The sequence below is a fragment of the Leclercia sp. M-A074-M genome (genome assembly GCF_965195605.1).
Lineage (GTDB): Bacteria > Pseudomonadota > Gammaproteobacteria > Enterobacterales > Enterobacteriaceae > Enterobacter.
In genome coordinates this window covers 281,241-299,272 of the sequence record NZ_CBDAHM010000008.1, presented here as the reverse complement: position 1 = coordinate 299,272, position 18,032 = coordinate 281,241, and the positions used below count along the sequence as shown (strand labels likewise).

General features: G+C 54.2%; 28 protein-coding genes and 1 pseudogene. All 29 read left to right on the top strand.

Features of this window, described 5'->3' with window-relative positions; translation table 11 throughout:
• The first annotated feature begins 297 nt into the window (after positions 1-297).
• The 29 genes and pseudogenes from ACOKCT_RS17795 to ACOKCT_RS17655 all read left to right on the top strand — a co-directional run bounded on the left by ACOKCT_RS17795 (position 298) and on the right by ACOKCT_RS17655 (position 18,027).
• Complete coding sequence (locus tag ACOKCT_RS17795; protein WP_420193734.1) at positions 298-1,908, top strand: DEAD/DEAH box helicase family protein; 1,611 nt, start codon at positions 298-300, stop codon at positions 1,906-1,908.
• The gene (locus ACOKCT_RS17790; RefSeq protein WP_156654787.1) at positions 1,905-2,882 is read left to right on the top strand and encodes a toprim domain-containing protein; all 978 of its coding nucleotides are present in this window, start codon (positions 1,905-1,907) and stop codon (positions 2,880-2,882) included. Before ACOKCT_RS17795 ends, ACOKCT_RS17790 begins: the two co-directional genes overlap by 4 nt.
• Positions 2,879-3,661, top strand: coding sequence for an antitermination protein (locus ACOKCT_RS17785; protein WP_420193733.1), 783 nt, complete (start codon positions 2,879-2,881; stop codon positions 3,659-3,661). The genes ACOKCT_RS17790 and ACOKCT_RS17785 overlap by 4 nt, the downstream gene beginning before the upstream one ends.
• Before the next feature lie 273 nt (positions 3,662-3,934).
• On the top strand, positions 3,935-4,363 hold the full coding sequence (locus tag ACOKCT_RS17780) for a tellurite resistance TerB family protein (RefSeq protein ID WP_063160072.1): 429 nt from the start codon (positions 3,935-3,937) through the stop codon (positions 4,361-4,363).
• The gene (locus tag ACOKCT_RS17775; protein ID WP_420193732.1) at positions 4,360-4,515 is read left to right on the top strand and encodes a DUF3927 family protein; all 156 of its coding nucleotides are present in this window, start codon (positions 4,360-4,362) and stop codon (positions 4,513-4,515) included. The genes ACOKCT_RS17780 and ACOKCT_RS17775 overlap by 4 nt, the downstream gene beginning before the upstream one ends.
• A gap of 107 nt (positions 4,516-4,622) precedes the next feature.
• On the top strand, positions 4,623-5,009 hold the full coding sequence (locus tag ACOKCT_RS17770) for a phage holin family protein (RefSeq protein ID WP_063136051.1): 387 nt from the start codon (positions 4,623-4,625) through the stop codon (positions 5,007-5,009).
• On the top strand, positions 4,996-5,277 hold the full coding sequence (locus ACOKCT_RS17765) for a phage holin family protein (RefSeq protein WP_420193731.1): 282 nt from the start codon (positions 4,996-4,998) through the stop codon (positions 5,275-5,277). The genes ACOKCT_RS17770 and ACOKCT_RS17765 overlap by 14 nt, the downstream gene beginning before the upstream one ends.
• Positions 5,277-5,906, top strand: coding sequence for a glycoside hydrolase family 19 protein (locus tag ACOKCT_RS17760; protein ID WP_420193730.1), 630 nt, complete (start codon positions 5,277-5,279; stop codon positions 5,904-5,906). The genes ACOKCT_RS17765 and ACOKCT_RS17760 overlap by 1 nt, the downstream gene beginning before the upstream one ends.
• A gap of 7 nt (positions 5,907-5,913) precedes the next feature.
• Complete coding sequence (locus tag ACOKCT_RS17755; protein ID WP_420193729.1) at positions 5,914-6,189, top strand: hypothetical protein; 276 nt, start codon at positions 5,914-5,916, stop codon at positions 6,187-6,189.
• Entirely contained in the window at positions 6,140-6,334 is a 195-nt protein-coding gene (locus ACOKCT_RS17750; protein WP_420193728.1) for a hypothetical protein, read from the top strand. Before ACOKCT_RS17755 ends, ACOKCT_RS17750 begins: the two co-directional genes overlap by 50 nt.
• Entirely contained in the window at positions 6,331-6,624 is a 294-nt protein-coding gene (locus ACOKCT_RS17745; RefSeq protein WP_420193727.1) for a DUF7681 family protein, read from the top strand. Before ACOKCT_RS17750 ends, ACOKCT_RS17745 begins: the two co-directional genes overlap by 4 nt.
• A 100-nt stretch (positions 6,625-6,724) precedes the next feature.
• Positions 6,725-6,994 (top strand): hypothetical protein, encoded by a 270-nt coding sequence (locus ACOKCT_RS17740; protein ID WP_420193726.1) that lies wholly within the window; start codon positions 6,725-6,727, stop codon positions 6,992-6,994.
• A 118-nt stretch (positions 6,995-7,112) separates the two neighbouring features.
• A complete protein-coding gene (locus tag ACOKCT_RS17735) occupies positions 7,113-8,570 on the top strand; it encodes a glycosyltransferase family 2 protein (protein ID WP_420193725.1) in 1,458 nt (485 codons plus the stop codon).
• Positions 8,552-9,142 (top strand): hypothetical protein, encoded by a 591-nt coding sequence (locus ACOKCT_RS17730; RefSeq protein ID WP_420193738.1) that lies wholly within the window; start codon positions 8,552-8,554, stop codon positions 9,140-9,142. Before ACOKCT_RS17735 ends, ACOKCT_RS17730 begins: the two co-directional genes overlap by 19 nt.
• Positions 9,139-9,480: an HNH endonuclease signature motif containing protein gene (locus tag ACOKCT_RS17725; RefSeq protein ID WP_420193724.1), complete on the top strand. Its 342-nt coding sequence runs from the start codon at positions 9,139-9,141 to the stop codon at positions 9,478-9,480. The genes ACOKCT_RS17730 and ACOKCT_RS17725 overlap by 4 nt, the downstream gene beginning before the upstream one ends.
• On the top strand, positions 9,480-9,680 hold the full coding sequence (locus ACOKCT_RS17720; protein WP_420193723.1) for a hypothetical protein: 201 nt from the start codon (positions 9,480-9,482) through the stop codon (positions 9,678-9,680). The genes ACOKCT_RS17725 and ACOKCT_RS17720 overlap by 1 nt, the downstream gene beginning before the upstream one ends.
• A 149-nt stretch (positions 9,681-9,829) precedes the next feature.
• Positions 9,830-10,315, top strand: a complete 486-nt coding sequence (locus ACOKCT_RS17715; RefSeq protein ID WP_063922244.1) for a hypothetical protein — start codon at positions 9,830-9,832, stop codon at positions 10,313-10,315.
• A gap of 6 nt (positions 10,316-10,321) precedes the next feature.
• A complete protein-coding gene (locus ACOKCT_RS17710) occupies positions 10,322-11,836 on the top strand; it encodes a terminase large subunit (RefSeq protein WP_420193722.1) in 1,515 nt (504 codons plus the stop codon).
• The gene (locus ACOKCT_RS17705) at positions 11,836-13,110 is read left to right on the top strand and encodes a phage portal protein (protein ID WP_058672569.1); all 1,275 of its coding nucleotides are present in this window, start codon (positions 11,836-11,838) and stop codon (positions 13,108-13,110) included. Before ACOKCT_RS17710 ends, ACOKCT_RS17705 begins: the two co-directional genes overlap by 1 nt.
• A 17-nt stretch (positions 13,111-13,127) precedes the next feature.
• Positions 13,128-13,805 (top strand): HK97 family phage prohead protease, encoded by a 678-nt coding sequence (locus ACOKCT_RS17700; RefSeq protein ID WP_063922241.1) that lies wholly within the window; start codon positions 13,128-13,130, stop codon positions 13,803-13,805.
• A 2-nt stretch (positions 13,806-13,807) separates the two neighbouring features.
• Positions 13,808-14,965 (top strand): phage major capsid protein, encoded by a 1,158-nt coding sequence (locus ACOKCT_RS17695; protein ID WP_420193721.1) that lies wholly within the window; start codon positions 13,808-13,810, stop codon positions 14,963-14,965.
• Between the two features lie 34 nt (positions 14,966-14,999).
• Entirely contained in the window at positions 15,000-15,326 is a 327-nt protein-coding gene (locus tag ACOKCT_RS17690; RefSeq protein ID WP_156654771.1) for a head-tail connector protein, read from the top strand.
• Positions 15,326-15,664, top strand: a complete 339-nt coding sequence (locus tag ACOKCT_RS17685) for a phage head closure protein (RefSeq protein WP_420193720.1) — start codon at positions 15,326-15,328, stop codon at positions 15,662-15,664. The genes ACOKCT_RS17690 and ACOKCT_RS17685 overlap by 1 nt, the downstream gene beginning before the upstream one ends.
• Positions 15,661-16,110, top strand: a complete 450-nt coding sequence (locus ACOKCT_RS17680) for an HK97-gp10 family putative phage morphogenesis protein (RefSeq protein ID WP_420193719.1) — start codon at positions 15,661-15,663, stop codon at positions 16,108-16,110. Before ACOKCT_RS17685 ends, ACOKCT_RS17680 begins: the two co-directional genes overlap by 4 nt.
• Positions 16,107-16,454: a tail completion protein gp17 gene (gene gp17 / locus ACOKCT_RS17675; RefSeq protein WP_420193718.1), complete on the top strand. Its 348-nt coding sequence runs from the start codon at positions 16,107-16,109 to the stop codon at positions 16,452-16,454. Before ACOKCT_RS17680 ends, gp17 begins: the two co-directional genes overlap by 4 nt.
• Positions 16,455-16,513: 59 nt before the next feature.
• Positions 16,514-16,933, top strand: a pseudogene (locus tag ACOKCT_RS17670) (phage tail tube protein); the annotation flags it as partial.
• Between the two features lie 32 nt (positions 16,934-16,965).
• Complete coding sequence (locus ACOKCT_RS17665) at positions 16,966-17,349, top strand: phage tail assembly chaperone (protein ID WP_420193717.1); 384 nt, start codon at positions 16,966-16,968, stop codon at positions 17,347-17,349.
• 8 nt (positions 17,350-17,357) lie between these two features.
• The gene (locus ACOKCT_RS17660) at positions 17,358-17,636 is read left to right on the top strand and encodes a phage tail assembly protein T (protein WP_166182805.1); all 279 of its coding nucleotides are present in this window, start codon (positions 17,358-17,360) and stop codon (positions 17,634-17,636) included.
• 55 nt (positions 17,637-17,691) lie between these two features.
• Entirely contained in the window at positions 17,692-18,027 is a 336-nt protein-coding gene (locus ACOKCT_RS17655) for a zinc ribbon domain-containing protein (protein WP_420193716.1), read from the top strand.
• The last annotated feature ends 5 nt before the right edge of the window (positions 18,028-18,032 follow it).

Below are 18,032 nucleotides of genomic sequence, written 5' to 3'. Positions count from 1 at the left end.
GGTAAGGGGGGATTGGGTGTAGGGGTAGGAATAGGGCCTTTTCCAACAGGCGAGATCCATTGGTTAGGTAGATCTCAGTCTTAAGGGCTGAACCAAAAAAAAGCGGCCGTATCAGCAAGGTAGTACGAAAGCTGAAGGCGCAGAGAAACGAGGAAGGTTCTTCCTGGAAGAGTGAATTTCAGGGGAGCTGATTCAGAAGGGAGGCTGGCAACCTTTGGGGAGGCCGCCAGCCATGTGAGGGGAATCCATGAAAACCACATCACAAAATTATTATCTCATCACCGCGGGGGCAGCACAATGCAGCTGACGATAACACCGAATTTTGCACAGGAGCGCGCGCTTAACATGTTGCGCCGGAACTGGAAGGCAAACGACACCTTCATGGTGTACTCGCCAACCGGTAGCGGCAAAACGGGGCTGGCCGCTTTCATCGTCGCCGGGTTCGTCAGCCGCGGTATGCGCGTTCTGTTCTGCGCGCCATACACCATCCTGATAGGTCAGACGGCTAATCGCTTTGTTGAATATGGCCTGCCGGGTGATGAAATTGGCTATATCTGGGCGGATCATCCGAATTACGATCCGTCTCTGAAAATCCAGATTGCCAGCGCCGACACGCTTATTCGCCGCGTGTTCCCTGACAACATCGATCTGCTGATTATCGACGAAGCGCACCTGCGTAAAAAACGCATCCTGCAGGATATCGAGCGCCTGCGCGCTAAAGGCGTGAAAGTGATTGGCCTGTCAGGTACGCCGTTTTCACCGTTCCTGGGTAAATACTATGACCGGCTTATTAAACCTACCACCATCGGCGAGCTGATCCAGCGCGGGGACCTGAGCAAATACGAGTTCTACGCGCCCACTAAGCCGGATCTGAAAGGCGTTAAATCGGCCCCATCACTGGAGTTTGGCAGCGATTACAACGAGACGCAGCTGGCCGAGATTATGTGCGGCTCCACGCTGGTGGGCGATATCGTCCAGAACTGGCTGGAGCATGGCCGGGATCTGCCGACAATCGCGTTCTGCGTGAACGTAGCCCACGCCAATTTCCTGACTATCCGGTTTAACCAGGCTGGTGTTAACGCCGAGGTTATGACCGCTGACACCCCGGTGGAAGATCGCCAGACCATCATTCATCGCTTCGAAACCGGCGCTACAAAGGTCATCGTCAGCGTGGGCGTCCTGGTGGCCGGGTTCGACAGCGACGTTCGCTGCATCATCTACGCCAGGCCAACCAAAAGCGAAATTCGCTGGCTGCAGGCGCTGGGCCGCGGTCTGCGCACCGCGCCGGGCAAAGAGTCCTGCCTCATCTTCGATCACAGCGGCACCGTACACCGCCTGGGTTATCCGGATTCCATCGAGTATGACGATCTGCCCGGCAAGTCAGATGGTATGGAAGAAAGCGCGCGCCGCGCAGCTGAAGAACGCGAAGAGAAGCTGCCACACGAGTGCTCGCAATGTCATTACATGAAACCAGCTGGCGTCTACGTCTGCCCTAAATGCGGCCACAAGCCGCTGGCCGGTGAAGATATTGATACAGACACCGGGCGCAAACTCAAAAAGCTGGGCACCGAGCAGCGCCAGCCCACAAAGGCCGAGAAACAGGCCTGGTGGAGCCAGATCAAGTTTTATCAGCGTCAGCGCGAATCTCTGGGCAAAAAGCCGGTAAGCGATGGGTGGTGTAAGCACACTTTTCATGATCGCTTCGGAGAGTGGCCCAACGGCCTGAGCGACTACCCGATGGACATCACCCCAACGGTTTCGAACTTCATCAGGCACAAACAGATCGCCTTTGTGAAAGGGAAGGCTAAACGCCAGCAGGATGTAGCAGCAGAACCTGCGACTTCCCGTATTCTCCACGCGCATAACACGATTAACGAAATCAGGCAGCAGTTAGGGAAACAAGCATGAAGACGGCAGCAGCGGCTAAAGGCCAGTGGGCCATGATTTTTGAACATTATGGGCTTCCGCCGATCACCGGCAAAAACCACTTCAAAGGCAAATGCCCGCTATGTGACTCAATTGGTAAGTTCCGTATCGATGATCGTGACGGTGCCGGCACCTGGATCTGTACCTGCGGCAGCGGTGATGGATTAAAACTGGTTACGCAAACCCAGGGCAAACCCTTCAATGAGATCTGCCGTGAAATCGACGAGCTGATCGGCAATACCTTTGCTCGGGAAAAAATACCGGTCACCAGTAACGCTGGCAGCCTGCGCAAAAGGGTGATCAGTAAGTTTTCGAAGCTTGCACCGCTGCGCGGCACGTCCGGCGCTGAGTATCTCAGCTCCCGTGGTGTCTACCAGCTTCCGCAGGACGCTATCAGATTCAACGACCATGAGCGCTACGGCGGAAAGGTTTTCCAGAGCCTGTATTCACTCGCAACAGATGACAAAGGCGAGCTTTGCTATCTGCATAGAACCTTGCTGGACGGAAACCGGAAGGCTCAGTTGAAAGATTCATCAGGGGCGAAGCGTCAAAAATCACTTCAGGAAGAAAGTTACCTGGATCACGCCCGTTCGGTGGCGATCCGTATGTTCCCAGTTTCCACCACGCTGGGCATCGCCGAGGGCATCGAAACAGCCCTGTCAGCGCACCAGCTTTACGGGGTCAACACCTGGGCAACCATGACCAGCGGATTCATGAAGAAATTCCGTGTGCCGGCTGGCGTGAAGAACTTCATCATTTTTGCAGATCGTGACGTCAACAGTGCTACCGGTTTAGCGGCTGCTATGGAATGTGCTCATGCCAATTTGATGGCAAAAAACGACCTCGAAAAGGTCAGTATCTACTGGCCGGATAATGGGGACTTTAACGACATGCTCATGAACGGCGATCAGGTTCGTGAAATGGTTTTCTATAAAAAACAGCAGGTGGCCGCATGAAACTGGAAGCAGCACTTAAACATTTTAGTCCTCAGGGAATGCATATCAGCGACGACGTAAAAGGAACCTCTCCGGACCGTCTTACCGGCACTGACGTTATGGCGGCGATTGGTAGCACCAGCAGCCGTGCGCGTTTCGGCCTGGCTGCTTTCTTCGGAAAGGCTGGCATCAGCAAAACAGATGAACAGCTCGCAGTTCAGGCGCTGGCTCGTTACGCGATGGAAACGGCACCAAAGAATGTTCGCAAAGCAGCTGGTGGTGAGCTCGGCTGGTGCATGCAGGTCCTGGCGCAATTTGCCTTTGCTGATTATTCCCGTTCGGCGGCCACCAGCGCGGCGTGCAGCAGCTGCGGCGGTACCGGTTTTACGTCACAGCTCGAGGATGTAATCAAGCATCCTGGGATTTTCGATGCAGACGGCGCTGATGTTGTGGCCCCGAAGATTAAGCGTGAGCTGGTGAAACGGGTCTGCGGCACATGCGATGGCAAGAAATTGATCCATGCCCGTTGCCGCTGCGGAGGTAAAGGCGAGGTGCTCGACCGCGCAGCGACGAAGGAAAAGGGGGCCCCGGTGTTTAAAACCTGTGGTCGCTGCTCTGGTAATGGCTTCTCTGCTGTCTCTTCTGCCACGGCACACCGAGCCATTCTGAAGCGTCTCCCGGATCTCCATCAGTCCTCATGGTCACGAAACTGGAAACCATTCTATGAAATGCTGGCGGACACGCTGCGCCAGGGAGAGCGGCAAGCAGCTGTAGAATTCGAGAAGGCTACAGCTTATTAATGTGATCGGAACAAATAGCCACATTTTATTGCACGATGGCGTTGACTTTGCATAAAGTTGTCCTATATGCTTTCCATCGTGGGATATTACGCCTGCACGACATCAAACCCGCCTCTGTGCGGGTTTTTTTATGCCTGTAATTCTTCGCGCCACGCTCGGCGCAATTCAACCACAGAGCCTTTCAGGGGTGAGCCATAGGGAACGGTCGGTGTGACTGTCTCTGTGGGCCGATCATTCCTGAGCGCTGGCTCACCCGCTAAAAGGAAAGTCACTATGTTCGGTTTCGGTAAAAAAGCCCGTAAAGCAGTAAGCGACATCAAAAAGTTCGAAAAGCGCGATCTGGCTCAGGCAGTGGTTAACGCTGCTTACCTGGTGGCTTATGCAGATGGTGAATGCGAAGCATCAGAAAAGGCGAAGATTGAGCAGGTGCTGCGCAATCAGCCATCACTGGCAGCGTTCACCTCTGAAATCAACGCCATCAGCGCAACGATCGTCGGTCAGCTGGACACCAACTTTAAGATTGGTCGCCGTGCTGCGCTGCGTGAGATTGAAGATGTTAAGCACGACACCCGCGAAGCTGAAGACGTTCTCGATGTGGCCGTGGCCATCGCAGAAGCTGATGGTGAAGTAGAGCCAGAAGAGCGCAAGGTGCTGGAAGAGATCGCCAACGTCCTCGGCCTGCGTCTGGAAAACCATCTGTGATCGGCAATCTCCGCTGGGCCGCTGCCGGGGTGCTGTTGTTCCTTGTGGTGGCTATCGACTTTAACAGCAAGATGATGTCGATTCTGGCAGACGGCGTGATGGTGGCTGGGGTGGTTGCCCTGCTCTGGCCCCTGATTAAATCCAGTAAATAACACTGTGCAAAAGGTCATTCCGATGGCCTTTGACAGAGTGACACCCAGCCGCACAGCGGCCTTCTTTCCCCTCATATTGAGAGGATTCACAGCACTGAGGGGGACCAATGTCCGATCCAATTTCCGGCACGGGGTTAGCCGGTGGCACCCTGGCGGGAGCCAGCGTTTATGGACTGCTGACCGGGACCGATTACGGTGTAGTTTTTGGCGCATTTGCAGGGGCGGTCTTTTATATCGCCACGGCAGCCGACCTGGGCGCAGCACGCCGACTTGCTTATTTTATCGTGTCCTATATCGCCGGCATTCTGTGCTCCGGCCTGGTCGGGTCGAAGCTGGCTAACCTGACCGGTTACAGCGACAAACCCCTGGACGCCATTGGTGCCGTTATCGTTTCTGCTTTAGCCGTCAAAATCCTGACGTTCCTGAATAACCAGGATGTCGGCTCGCTGGTGGCGCTGATAACGCGCCGGGGAGGTTCAGGTGGTTCTAAATGACCCGACAGCAACTATCAACGCGCTGATCTGCGCTGGCGTAGTTCTGACTCTGATGTTTTACCGCCGGGGTGATTCACGGCATCGCCCGTGGGTTTCCCGCCTGGCATGGCTGATTACTGTGACGTACAGCGCCGTGCCACTGGCCTACCTTTGCGGCATTTATCCTCATTCATCGTGGGCCACCATTGGGGCCAACGTCGTTTTCCTTTCCGTGCTGGTGGCCGTCAGGGGCAACGTTGCGCGTCTGGTTGATCATCTGAGGCAATAATGAATCAAACACAATTTCAGAAGGCGGCTCGTATCAGCGCCGGGCTGGCCGCGCGCTGGTTTCCGCATATTGACGCTGCAATGAAAGAGTACGGCATAACCGCTCCGCTCGATCAGGCCATGTTTATTGCCCAGATGGGGCATGAGTCCGCCGGGTTTACGCGGGTAGTTGAAAACCTGAACTATGCAGCCGAGAGCCTGGTACCAACGTTCGGTAGTCACCGTATCACCGCACAGCAGGCCGCTGCCCTCGGCAGAACGGCAACGCAGCCGGCAAACCAGAAGGCAATCGCCAATCTGGTTTACGGGAATGAGTGGGGCAAAAAGAACCTGGGTAATCAGGTGGCGGGCGATGGGTGGAAATACCGCGGGCGCGGATTGAAGCAGATCACCGGGCTTAGCAACTATCGCAGCTGCGGCCTGGCGCTGAAGCTCGATCTTGTGACCCACCCGGAACTGCTGGAGCAGGATGTCTACGCCGCCCGATCAGCTGCATGGTTCTACGCATCTCGCGGCTGCCTTCTTCACTCCGGCGATGTGGAGCGCGTTACGCTGATCATTAACGGCGGTCGCAACGGACTGGATAAACGCCGCATTCTGTTCAACCTGGCAAAATCCGTGCTGGTGTGAGGTCAATATGGGTATTGAAACGATCATCGGTCTGGCCGCGGCAGTGATAGCAGCCATTGCTGGCGCTTTTGGCCTGGGCCACGTTCGCGGCACCAGCAAAGCCGAAGCAAAAGCAGACCAGCAGCGAACCGAAGATAACGCCGCGGCCACGGTCACTGTGGCAGAACGCCGGGTTGAAGCAACGAAAGAGGCCAGCAATGTACAGCAGACTGTTAACCATATGCCTGGCGACGATGTTGATCGCGAGCTGCGTGACTCGTGGCTGCGCCCCGGTGGTAGTTGATACCGCCTGTGAATGGGTGAAGCCAATCTACCTGACCGATCATGATATTGATGTGCTGGATAAGCAGACGAAGAAAGACATCCTGGCGCATAACAAAGCGTGGCAGGCGAACTGCCAACAACCTACCGATAGGGCAGCGAAATGAGTGAAGCAAAACCGCAAGATGACAGTACCGTAAAGGGATACCGCTCGTTAACTCCGGGCGACATCGAACGCATGAACCGCCTGAAGGACGCCAGTCGTCACTTCTGCAACCTGCTGGATACAGAGCGCGGCGAGCTTCTTGCTGTCCGTAATGGGCCAGCAATGCTGAGCACTGAGCAGGCACGTGAGATTGATGACGCTATGCGCAGCCTATCTATTGCCCGCACGAAAATGCAGGAAGCCTGTATGTGGGCTTGCCGCGCTGTTGCACGACCTGACGCAGATTGCTAGTCATTACAGAAGCTCTTCACTGAGGAGCTTCGATAATGCTTTTTCAATATATATTATGAGGTTATTCTGAGTGTCCCCTATACGTAAGGAGATGCTCACGATGGATTTAACCCCCTTAGACTCTTGGTTAAGAGTAGATACTTGGGATACCCACCACCCTAGCGATCAAGAGCGGTTCTACAAATCAGTGTATAAATTGATTACAACAAACGACAAGCCGGTAGAGTCGCAGTATGTAAAAGACTATATTCTTGACTCTAAACATCATGTTAAGAACCAAGAGCATGTTGAAAGGATTGCCGAAATTTATACTGAAAAGTATGACGTTATATACAGTTTCTTGTTTGAGAACAGAATAACGCTCGACTGATTGAAGCGCCGTTTATTGAAAGCCGCCTACGGGCGGTTTTTTATTGCCATCACCATGGGCAAACCCATCGTAATGTCTATAGCGGATAAACAATAAATATACCCTACAGGGGATAAAAATGCAGGTCACCATAGATGGCGTCCAGTATGCGCCAGCTTGTTTAACTTCCTCCAGAATTGGCATAGCAATAACCACGCATAATCGACCAGAGGGTATGAAGCGCGCTTTAGAGCAGCACATGAAGCATCTGCCTGCTGGAGCATTCCTGGTGGTGATCGATGATGGCTCAAAACCTGCTGCAGTAGTGCCCGGTGGCATGCAACTGCTTCGCCATGAATCATCGCTCGGCATTGTCGCCGCGAAGAACGCCAGCCTGACCGCGCTGATGGACGCCGGATGTGAGCATCTCTTCTTGTGGGACGATGACGCCTGGCCTGTTGCCGATAACTGGCATCTGCCTTACATCGAATCACCAGAACCGCACCTGGCTTACCAATTTCTCGATCTGGCTGGCCGCAATAAGCTGAACGATATGGCTGTGTTGTACCGTGATGATAAGCATATCGCTTACACCGGGCAGCGCGGCGTGATGTTGTACTACCAACGCAGTGCCATCGAGAAGGTGGGCGGGTTCGATCCGGTATACGGTCGCGGCATGTATGAGCATCCTGATCTGGCCCTTCGCATTCACAATGCCGGGTTATCGACCTGGGCGTTCGCTGATATTGCTGGCTCTGAAAAGCTGATTCACTCGATGGACGAGCATGAAGAGGGAACACGCTCAATACCCCGGCCTGACCGGGAGGCGCTGGTAAAACGAAACGTGGGTATCTTCAATGCCCGGCGTGATAGCGGCTATAACGGCTTTGCTTCTTACAGCAGCAATCCGAACGTGGTGATCACTACCTTGCTGACGAGCCAGCCTGACCCACAGCGCAGCGAGAAGATGAAACCCGATCGGGAGGTTCTTCAGCCGTGGGCAAGCTCAATATCCGGCGCGCTGCCGGTTGTCCTGGCTGATGAACTGAAAGAGTCACCTTGCGGGGCAGACCTGCACGAAGTTACCGCCCTGAGCATGAGTCCATACTTTGCGCGTTGGCTTCACATCTATCAGCACCTTCGGGCGCATCCTGAATATCATCTCGTCTGGTGTACCGATGGTACCGACGTTGAGATGCTGCGAGAGCCCTGGGCGGAAATGGAGCCGGGTAAAATCTATGTTGGTTCTGAGCACAAGACCTATGCCGACGAGTGGATGAAAGCAAACCACCACGGCAAAGCGTATAGCGAGTTCATTGAACTGCATCGGGATGAACCACTGCTTAACGCTGGCCTTCTTGGTGGCAGCCGTGAAGATGTAATGGAGTTCGCCCACCGGATCATCCGTCAGCATTACCTCATTGAAAGCCACCGTTTCTGGAAGATGGAAACAGCTCCCGCCACGCTGGTGGATATGGGTGCATTCGGCATGGCCGCAAAGGCGTTCGGTGATCGAATCGTTACTGGTCCGCGCATTCACACGGTCTTCAAAACGGATGGCATCGGAAAGGAGATTGCCTGGTGGAAACACAAGTGAGGTTCGTTGTAGTTGGCCACCATACCCGGTTTGCCTCCGCTGCATTGCTGGCGGGTGAACTGGGAGCCCACCTTCTTCTTGATGAAGGGAATCACGGCGCGAACTGGAATCACCGGCGCGCGCTTGAATGGGCCGCCGAACAGTCCTGCCGGGTAGTGGTGCTGGAAGATGATGCTCTACCTGTGCCCGGATTCGCTGACAAGGCGGCTGACTGGCTGGCCCGTTTCCCTGACGACATGCTGAGCTTTTATCTCGGCACCGGCCGACCGCCGCAGTATCAAAAAGAGATAGCCGGAATGCTGGTGGATGCTGATCGCGTCTGTGGTGATCACATCGTGATGAGTAAGCTGATTCACGGTGTCTGCTATAGCCCACCCCCGGGCAGGTTGGCGAGCATGCTCAACTCATGGAATAAAACGCTGGCAGCTGATTACGCCGTCGGTGAGGCCTACGGCTGCAGAGTGATCTACCCGTGCTATTCTCTGGTGGATCATGCTGACCTGCCGACGGTTGAGCGCCACCCGGACAACGAGCCGAGGACAGAACGCCGCCGCGCATGGAGACTGGCATGAGCAAAGAGCCCCGCATATATGGCAGCCGATGGGATAAGGCCCGCCTGCGTTTCCTGCAGCAGCACCCGCTCTGTGTGATGTGCGAGCAGCAGGGGCGTATAACGGCGGCCACGGTCGTTGACCACATCGAACCGCACAAACTCAAAGATGCGCTTAAGTCGGGTAACCCGCTGGCCATCTCGAAGGCACAGCACTTGTTCTGGAGTAAAGAGAACTGGCAGCCACTGTGCAAAGCGCACCACGACTCAACTAAGCAGAGAATGGAGAAGAGCGGCACCGTCATCGGCTGTGATGCCAGCGGCTACCCACTCGATCCTGCGTCTCACTGGAGCACGTAATGACACAAGACCAGCAAACCATTCTGATGTTTAAGGGTCTGATTGCCTCGCTGCCTGAAGAAACCCAGGCGAAAGTTAAACAGGCTGAGAATGCTATTCGTCAGCTACTGACTGATTACCCTGATGGTGAGGCGGTGATTGCACTGGGTCTGGTTGGTGCCGAACTTCAATGCGACGGACTCGAACATGTGAGTAAGTGAAATCATTTTATTTGCAACTATATAGGATGGGAATGAATCGCATCAGGGGTAGGGGGGGATCAAATCTTCAAATCCTTTGCCCCAAATGACCGCCGCCAAAGTTTGATTTTAACGCTAACCCGATTTTTTCCGTTTTAAGGTGTTGACATATGGCAGATAAACGAACCCGCTCCGACAGTTCGGCGGCGGCGATTCAGGCCATGAATAATGCAGCAGTGGACACCATCGATCCGCCGTCCCATGCAGGTTTGGAGAAAAAAGCCGAACCATTCTGGCATGACAATATCAGATCGAAAGCTCTGGACAGCTGGACACCCGCCGACCTTCTGGCCGCTGTAGAACTGGCAAATAACCAGCTCTATATCACCGTTTTGCGCAGAGATTTGCGCAAAGAAGAGCGCGTGCGCGGTGAAGGCAGAAACGAGGCACTAATTAAAGACCTGCGGAAGCAAATTCCAGAACTGCAGCGAACCATCCTGGCACAGCGACGTGACCTGCAGATCCATTCCCATGCAACCAACGGCGAAAGCCGCGACCAGAAGAAACGCAACCAGAATGATCGCGCTGCCCGGGACACGCGAGCAGAGCATCAGGACCAGGACGACAACCTGATCGCCTTTCCCAAACACGGATAAGAGACTATGACGCGAGGTGAGCGCGTAATAGCGTTCATTGAGCGCTTTTGCATCGTGCCTGAAGGCAAGCTGATCGGGCAGCCTATGCGGCTCGACCCTTTTCAGAAAACATTCATCCTGTCGATTTATGACAATCCGGCCGGTACGGACATGGCGATCCTCAGCATCGCGCGTAAAAACGGTAAAACAGGGCTGATTGCCGGAATCCTGTTGGCGCATCTGGTGGGACCCGAAGCGGTACAGAACACGCAGATCGTCAGCGGCGCTCTCAGTCGGGAGCAGGCGGCCATCGTTTTTAACCTGGCAGTGAAGATGGTTAACCTTAATCCGAAGCTGCAGGAGCTGGTTCACATCACGCCCAGCGGCAAAAAGCTGATCGGGTTGCCGTGTAACGTGGAGTACAAAGCTTTATCTGCTGAGGGTAAAACCACACACGGCCTTTCGCCCATTCTTGCGATTTTGGATGAAACAGGGCAGGTAAGGGGGCCGCAGGATGATTTTATCGACGCCATAACCACGGCTCAGGGCGCACATGAAAGCCCGCTGCTGATTGTTATCAGCACCCAGGCGGCGAACGATGCCGACCTGCTGAGCATCTGGATAGATGACGCGGTTAAATCGAAAGATCCGCACATCGTCTGTCACGTTTACGAGGCCCCCAAAGAGGCGGATATCAGTAAGCGTGAATCATGGCTTGCCGCTAACCCGGCGCTTGGTACGTTCAGGTCTGAAAAAGACATGGCGCGCCAGGCGGAAAAAGCGGGGCGCATGCCGAGTTTCGAGAACACCTTCCGCAACCTGAACCTGAACCAGCGCGTGTCTACTGTATCGCCGTTCATATCCCGCAGTGTGTGGGAGCTGTGCGGCGGCATACCGCAGAACACAGCGCGGAAATGGTATGCCGGGCTGGATCTGTCAGCCAGAAACGATTTAACGGCGCTGGTCATTGCTGGTGAAGCAGAAGATGGTGTCTGGGATGTTTTCCCCTTCTTCTGGACACCTCAAAAGACGCTTGAAGAACGCACCAAAACAGACCGCGCGCCATATGACGTCTGGGTCAGAGAAGGCCTTCTACGCACTACGCCCGGCGCGTCTGTCGATTATTCATTCGTGGTCGCTGATATCGCCTCAATTATCGGTGATTTCGATATTACCTCGATGGCCTTTGACCGCTGGCGCATTGACCAGTTCAGGAAAGAGGCGGACACCATTGGGCTGAGCCTCCCTCTGGTTGAGTTCGGCCAGGGTTTTAAGGATATGGGCCCGGCAGTGGACACCCTAGAATCGCTGATGCTTAACGGGCGGGTGAGGCATGGCATGCACCCGGTTTTAACGATGTGCGCCGTGAATGCGGTGATCGTTAAAGATGCTGCCGGCAACCGCAAACTCGATAAATCAAAAGCAACGGGTCGTATTGATGGCATGGTCGCAATGACAATGTCCGTTGGTGCCGCCAATGGGGAAGTTACCGAACAGGGTGGTGACTTCGAGGACTTCATTTTTCGACCGCTGAGCATGTGATGGAAGAACCTAAATACACGATTGACCTGCGAACCAATAATGGCTGGTGGGCAAGGCTGCAGTCCTGGTTTGTCGGCGGGCGTTTAGTCACCCCAAATCAGGGCTCGCAAACCGGGCCAGTTTCGGCCCACGGTCACCTGGGCGATTCATCCATTAACGATGAACGGATACTGCAAATATCGACGGTGTGGCGCTGTGTGAGCCTGATTTCGACGCTCACTGCGTGCCTTCCGCTGGATGTCTTCGAAACTGACCCGAGCGACAACCGAAAAAAAGTCGGTTTGAGCAATCCGCTGGCTCGCCTGTTGCGCTATTCACCCAATCAATACATGACCGCCCAGGAGTTCAGGGAGGCCATGACGATGCAGCTTTGTTTCTACGGGAACGCCTATGCGCTGGTGGATCGTAACAGCGCGGGAGACGTGATCAGCCTGATACCGCTTCAGTCCGCCAATATGGATGTGAAGATGGTCGGTAAAAACGTTGTTTATCGCTATCAGCGCGATAGCGAGTACGCCAACTTTTCACAGAAAGACATTTTTCACCTTAAAGGTTTCGGATTTACCGGGCTGGTCGGCCTGTCACCCATTGCGTTTGCCTGTAAATCGGCGGGTGTGGCGGTAGCGATGGAAGATCAGCAGCGAGATTTCTTTGCGAACGGCGCTAAATCGCCCCAAATACTCTCAACCGGCGAAAAGGTGCTAACTGAGCAGCAGCGTTCGCAGGTTGAAGAGAACTTCAAAGAGATCGCCGGTGGCCCGGTAAAAAAACGCCTCTGGATTCTGGAAGCGGGCTTTTCTACTTCGGCAATCGGCGTGACACCTCAGGATGCCGAAATGATGGCGTCCCGAAAATTCCAGGTTAGCGAACTGGCCCGATTCTTTGGCGTGCCGCCTCACCTTGTTGGCGACGTTGAGAAGTCAACGAGCTGGGGATCGGGCATCGAGCAGCAGAATCTCGGTTTCCTGCAGTACACCCTGCAGCCCTATATCTCCCGCTGGGAAAACAGCATCCAGCGATGGCTGATCCCGGCTAAGGACGTTGGCCGCATTCACGCTGAGCACAATCTTGATGGTCTGCTGAGAGGTGATTCTGCTTCCCGTGCTGCATTCATGAAGGCGATGGGGGAGGCAGGACTTCGCACGATCAACGAGATGCGGCGAACGGATAACCTGCCGCCGCTGCCAGGCGGCGATGTGGCAATGCGGCAGTCGCAATACGTGCCGATCACCGATTTAGGAACCAACAAAGAGCCCCGCAATGACGGGGCTTAATTTTTATGGGGGCCGCGATGCCTGAGATCGTAAAAACGCTGTCTTTCGACGAGACAGAAATCAAGTTCACCGGTGACGGGAAGCAGGGCGTTTTCGAAGGATACGCTTCTGTTTTCAATAACACCGACTCCGACGGCGACATCATCCTGCCCGGCGCTTTCAAAAACGCGCTGACCAACCAAACCCGAAAAGTGGCGATGTTCTTCAACCACAAAACATGGGAATTGCCGGTTGGAAAGTGGGACAGCCTCGCCGAGGACGAAAAAGGTCTCTATGTGCGCGGTCAACTGACGCCCGGACACAGTGGCGCTACTGACCTTAAAGCGGCAATGCAGCACGGTACGGTTGAGGGGATGTCGGTTGGCTTTTCGGTTACTAAAGACGATTACACCATCATTCCCACCGGTCGCATTTTTAAGAATATCCAGGCCCTGCGCGAAATCAGCGTCTGCACCTTCCCGGCCAACGAACAGGCTGGCATTGCAGCCATGAAAAGTGTCGATGGCATTGAAACGATCCGTGACGTGGAGAACTGGCTGAGGGATTCAGTCGGCCTCACCAAATCACAGGCAGTTGGGTTAATAGCCCGGTTTAAGTCAGCGATTCGGAGCGAGTCCGAGGGCGACGGAAACGAAGCACAAATCAACGCTCTGCTTGAGAGCATCAAATCCTTCCCTTCTAATTTAGGAAAATAATTATGTTTGAACTCGCTCAAATTCAAAAAGCCATCGAAGAGTCCCAGCTGAAAATGACTCAGCTTTTCGATGCCCAGAAGGCAGAAATCGAAAGCACCGGCGTGGTGTCCAAACAGCTGCAGTCCGACCTGGCGAAAGTACAGGAAGAGCTGAGCAAATCCGGCACCCGTCTTTTCGATCTGGAACAGAAACTGGCTTCCGGTGCCGAAAATCCGGGTGAGAAGAAATCCTTCTCTGAGCGTGCAGCTGAAGAGCTGCAGAAGTCCTGGAACGGCAGCAAAGGCAGCTTCGACGCGAAGACCTTCAATAAATCCCTGGGCAGTACTGCGGCATCAGCTGGCAGCCTGATCCAGCCGATGCAGGTTCCGGGCATTATCATGCCGGGCCTGCGCCGCCTGACCATTCGTGACCTGCTGGCGCAGGGCCGCATTTCCAGTAACTCACTGGAGTACGTGCGCGAAGAGGTGTTTACCAATAACGCCGATGTGGTCGCTGAAAAGGCGCTCAAGCCTGAATCGGATATCACCTTCAGCAAGCAGACCGCCAACGTCAAAACCATCGCCCACTGGGTGCAGGCTTCGCGCCAGGTTATGGACGACGCCCCGATGCTGCAGTCCTACGTCAATGACCGCCTGATGTACGGTCTGGCGCTGAAGGAAGAAGGTCAGCTGCTGAACGGCGACGGCAGCGGGGATAACCTGGAAGGTCTGAACAAAGTGGCCACCGCCTACGACACATCGCTGAATGTCACCGGTGATACCCGCGCGGACATCATCGCTCACGCTATTTATCAGGTGACCGAGTCCGAGTTCAGCGCCTCCGGCATTGTCCTTAACCCGCGCGACTGGCACAACATCGCGCTGCTGAAAGACAACGAAGGTCGTTATCTCTTCGGTGGCCCACAGGCATTCACCAGCAACATCATGTGGGGCCTGCCAGTCGTTCCGACTAAGGCGCAGGCAGCCGGCACCTTCACCGTCGGCGGTTTCGACATGGCGTCTCAGGTCTGGGATCGCATGGATGCCACCGTGGAAGTCAGCCGTGAAGACCGCGACAACTTCGTGAAAAACATGCTGACCATCCTGTGTGAAGAACGCCTGGCGCTGGCTCACTATCGCCCGACAGCAATCATCAAGGGTACTTTCTCTTCTGGCTCATGATGGGGGAGGGCGGGGTAACCCGCCCTTTTAACGTATGGCGATAGATGTTCTGCAGGTTATCGGCCTCAACCTGTTTAAGCAGCAGATAGAGTTTGAAGAAGATGACCGGGACGAGCTGATCACGCTTTACGCCCAGGCAGCCTTTGACTACTGCTATCGATGGTGTGACGAGCCAGCATGGAAGGCGCCAGGTGATATTCCGGCAGCGGTTAAGGGAGCTGTGCTTCTGGTATTTGCTGACATGTTCGAACACCGGACCGCACAAAGCGAGGTTCAGCTTTACGAAAATGCTGCTGCTGAGCGAATGATGTTTATTCATCGCAACTGGCGCGGCAAAGCGGAACCTGAGGAGGGCTCCTGATGGAACCTGGACGATTCAGGCACAGGGTTAAAATCATGAACTTCACAACCTCCCGGGACTCATCTGGTCAGCCAGTGGAGTCATGGAGTGGTGGCGATCCGGTTCCGGCAGAGGTGAAAGGGATCAGCGGCAGAGAGCAAATGTCAGGTGGCGCGGAGATGGCACAGGCAACGATTCGCATCTGGATGCGGTTCAGGCCTGAGGTACATGCTTCCTCCCGCGTAGAGGTGCTCAGCGGCCCATACAAAGGCCAGTTTCTGAATATTATCGGTCCACCTGTCGCCAACCCGAACGGTACTCGCCTGGAAATTCTGTGTAAAACAGGAGCTGAAAAGTGATCGGAACGAGCCTTGATTTTTCCGGACTGGCCGACATCGCTAAAGACCTTGAAGCACTCAGCCGCGCAGAAAATAACAAGGTTCTTCGCGATGCCACGCGCGCCGGCGCGGAAGTGCTTAAGGAAGAGGTGATCGCCCGCGCCCCGGTACGCACCGGCAAGCTGAAGAAAAACGTGGTGGTGGTGACACAGAAAGGCCGCCGCCGCGGTGAAATTTCTTCTGGTGTGCATATCCGTGGCGTTAACCCTTATACCGGCAACAGCGATAACTCGATGAAGGCGGATAACCCGAGAAATGCCTTTTACTGGCGCTTTGTAGAGCTGGGAACCGCGAACATGCCAGCGCATCCATTTGTGCGGCCAGCTTACGATACTCGCGAAGAAGAGGCTGCAAGTGCTGCTATTGCCAGGATGAATCAGGCTATTGATGAGGTGCTTAGCAAGTGAATGAAGATGATCTCTACGCCTTGCTTTCTCCCCTGGCAGAAGGCCGGGTGTATCCTTACGTCGCGCCATTAAGTAATGACGGTAAACCATCTGTCTCCCCACCCTGGATAATCTACTCCATCGTCTCAGATGTTTCTGCAGACGTGCTGTGTGGTCAGGCAGAGAGCAGGGTTTCCGTTCAGGTCGATGTGTATTCCACAACAATCACAGAATCGCGAGCGCTGAGGGATTTGGCGCTTGCCTCGCTTAAGCCGCTGAACCCTACAGAGGTGGTAAAAATCCCCGGATACGAACCAGATTATCGGCTCTACCGCGCCACCCTGGATTTTAAAGTTACCCCCTGATAAATCATTCACCAAACGAACCCGCTTAATGGCGGGTTTTCTTTTTCCAGGAGACAGCTATGTCTGCACTTTACGAAAAATCGCAGCTGACGAAGATCCTTATTTCCTCTGCGCCAGCCACCAAAGAAACGATGGACTCCGCAACCTTCCTCGATCTGAGTTGTACCATCAAAGAAATTCAGTTCACAGGCGGTCAGAAGCAGGATATTGACGTAACAACTCTTTGCTCTACCGAGCAGGAGAACATTAACGGTCTGCCTTCGCCGTCAGAAATCTCTCTTTCCGGTAACTTCTATAAGAATCCGGCGCAGGACGCCTTGCGCGATGCGTATGACAACGATACGACCTACGCTTTCCAGGTCATTTTCCCGTCCGGCAGGGGCTTTAAGTTCCTGGCTGAAATCCGCCAGCACACATGGTCTTCCGGTACCAACGGCGTAGTGGCGGCAACATTCTCCCTGCGCCTGAAGGGTAAGCCTGAAAACATCGAATCTGGTTCCTGAGGGGTTGCATGAAAAATATTAAAAACCTCGCCCTGGCAAAGATGTCGGGCTTTCGTCATAAGACGGTCGCCGTTCCTGAGTGGGAAGACGTCAAAGTGGTTCTCCGTGAGCCGTCTGGTGAAGCCTGGCTGCGCTGGCAGGAAGTGGTGAAAGCGGGTGCTGATGATGAAAATGTGTCGGTATCTGAAAAGGCGCACCGTAACCTTTGCGCTGACGTGGTTCTCTTCATTGACGTCCTGTGCGACACCGATAAGCAACCGGTCTTCAGCGTCGACGAAGAAGAGCAGGTCCGCGAAATTTACGGTCCCGTGCATTCGCGCCTGCTTAAACAGGCCCTTGACCTGATCAGCAACGCGGAAGAAGCGCGGGAAAAGTCTCAACCCCTGGCGTAAAGTTCCTGATGTCGCTTGCGCTCCGCATGGGGCGCACGCTCTCAGAGCTTAGGCAGAGCATGACAGCAAGCGAGCTTCTGATGTGGATTGAGTTCGACAGGCAAAGCCCTGTTGGAGATGTTCGTGGTGATATTCAGGCCGCACAGATAGTCTCTGCCGTTTACGGTTCTCAGGGGGTAAAGGTGCCTCTGGAAGATGCAATCCTGCGCTGGGATGGTGGCGAGCAATCAGCACCTGAAGACCCCTTTGCTGGTCTTGAAGAGGCGCTTACTGCCGCGACTCAGTGACTTTTAACCCAGAAAATATTAGGATTCTTCAACTAATAATTCTGGGGTGCAAAAAATGGAAATATTGCTAGTTTCGATTGTTATTGGATTAATTCCAGCTTTAATTGCTCAAAGTAAAGGCCGTTCTTTCTTCGCCTGGTGGGTGTATGGAGCGCTCCTTTTTATTATTGCGTTTGTGCATTCTCTGGTTATAAAAAAGGATGTTGTTGCAGAAGAAAAAGATCTTATTGAAAACGAGGGTATGAAGAAATGTCCATTCTGCGCAGAGTTAATCAAAAGCGAAGCCATTAAATGTAAACACTGTGGTAGTGATTTGTCTGCCTCTTCACCACCGGCTAAGACAGATGAAGAATACCTCGAAGAGGCCAGGCAGAAGGTCTGGAAAAAATAACAACG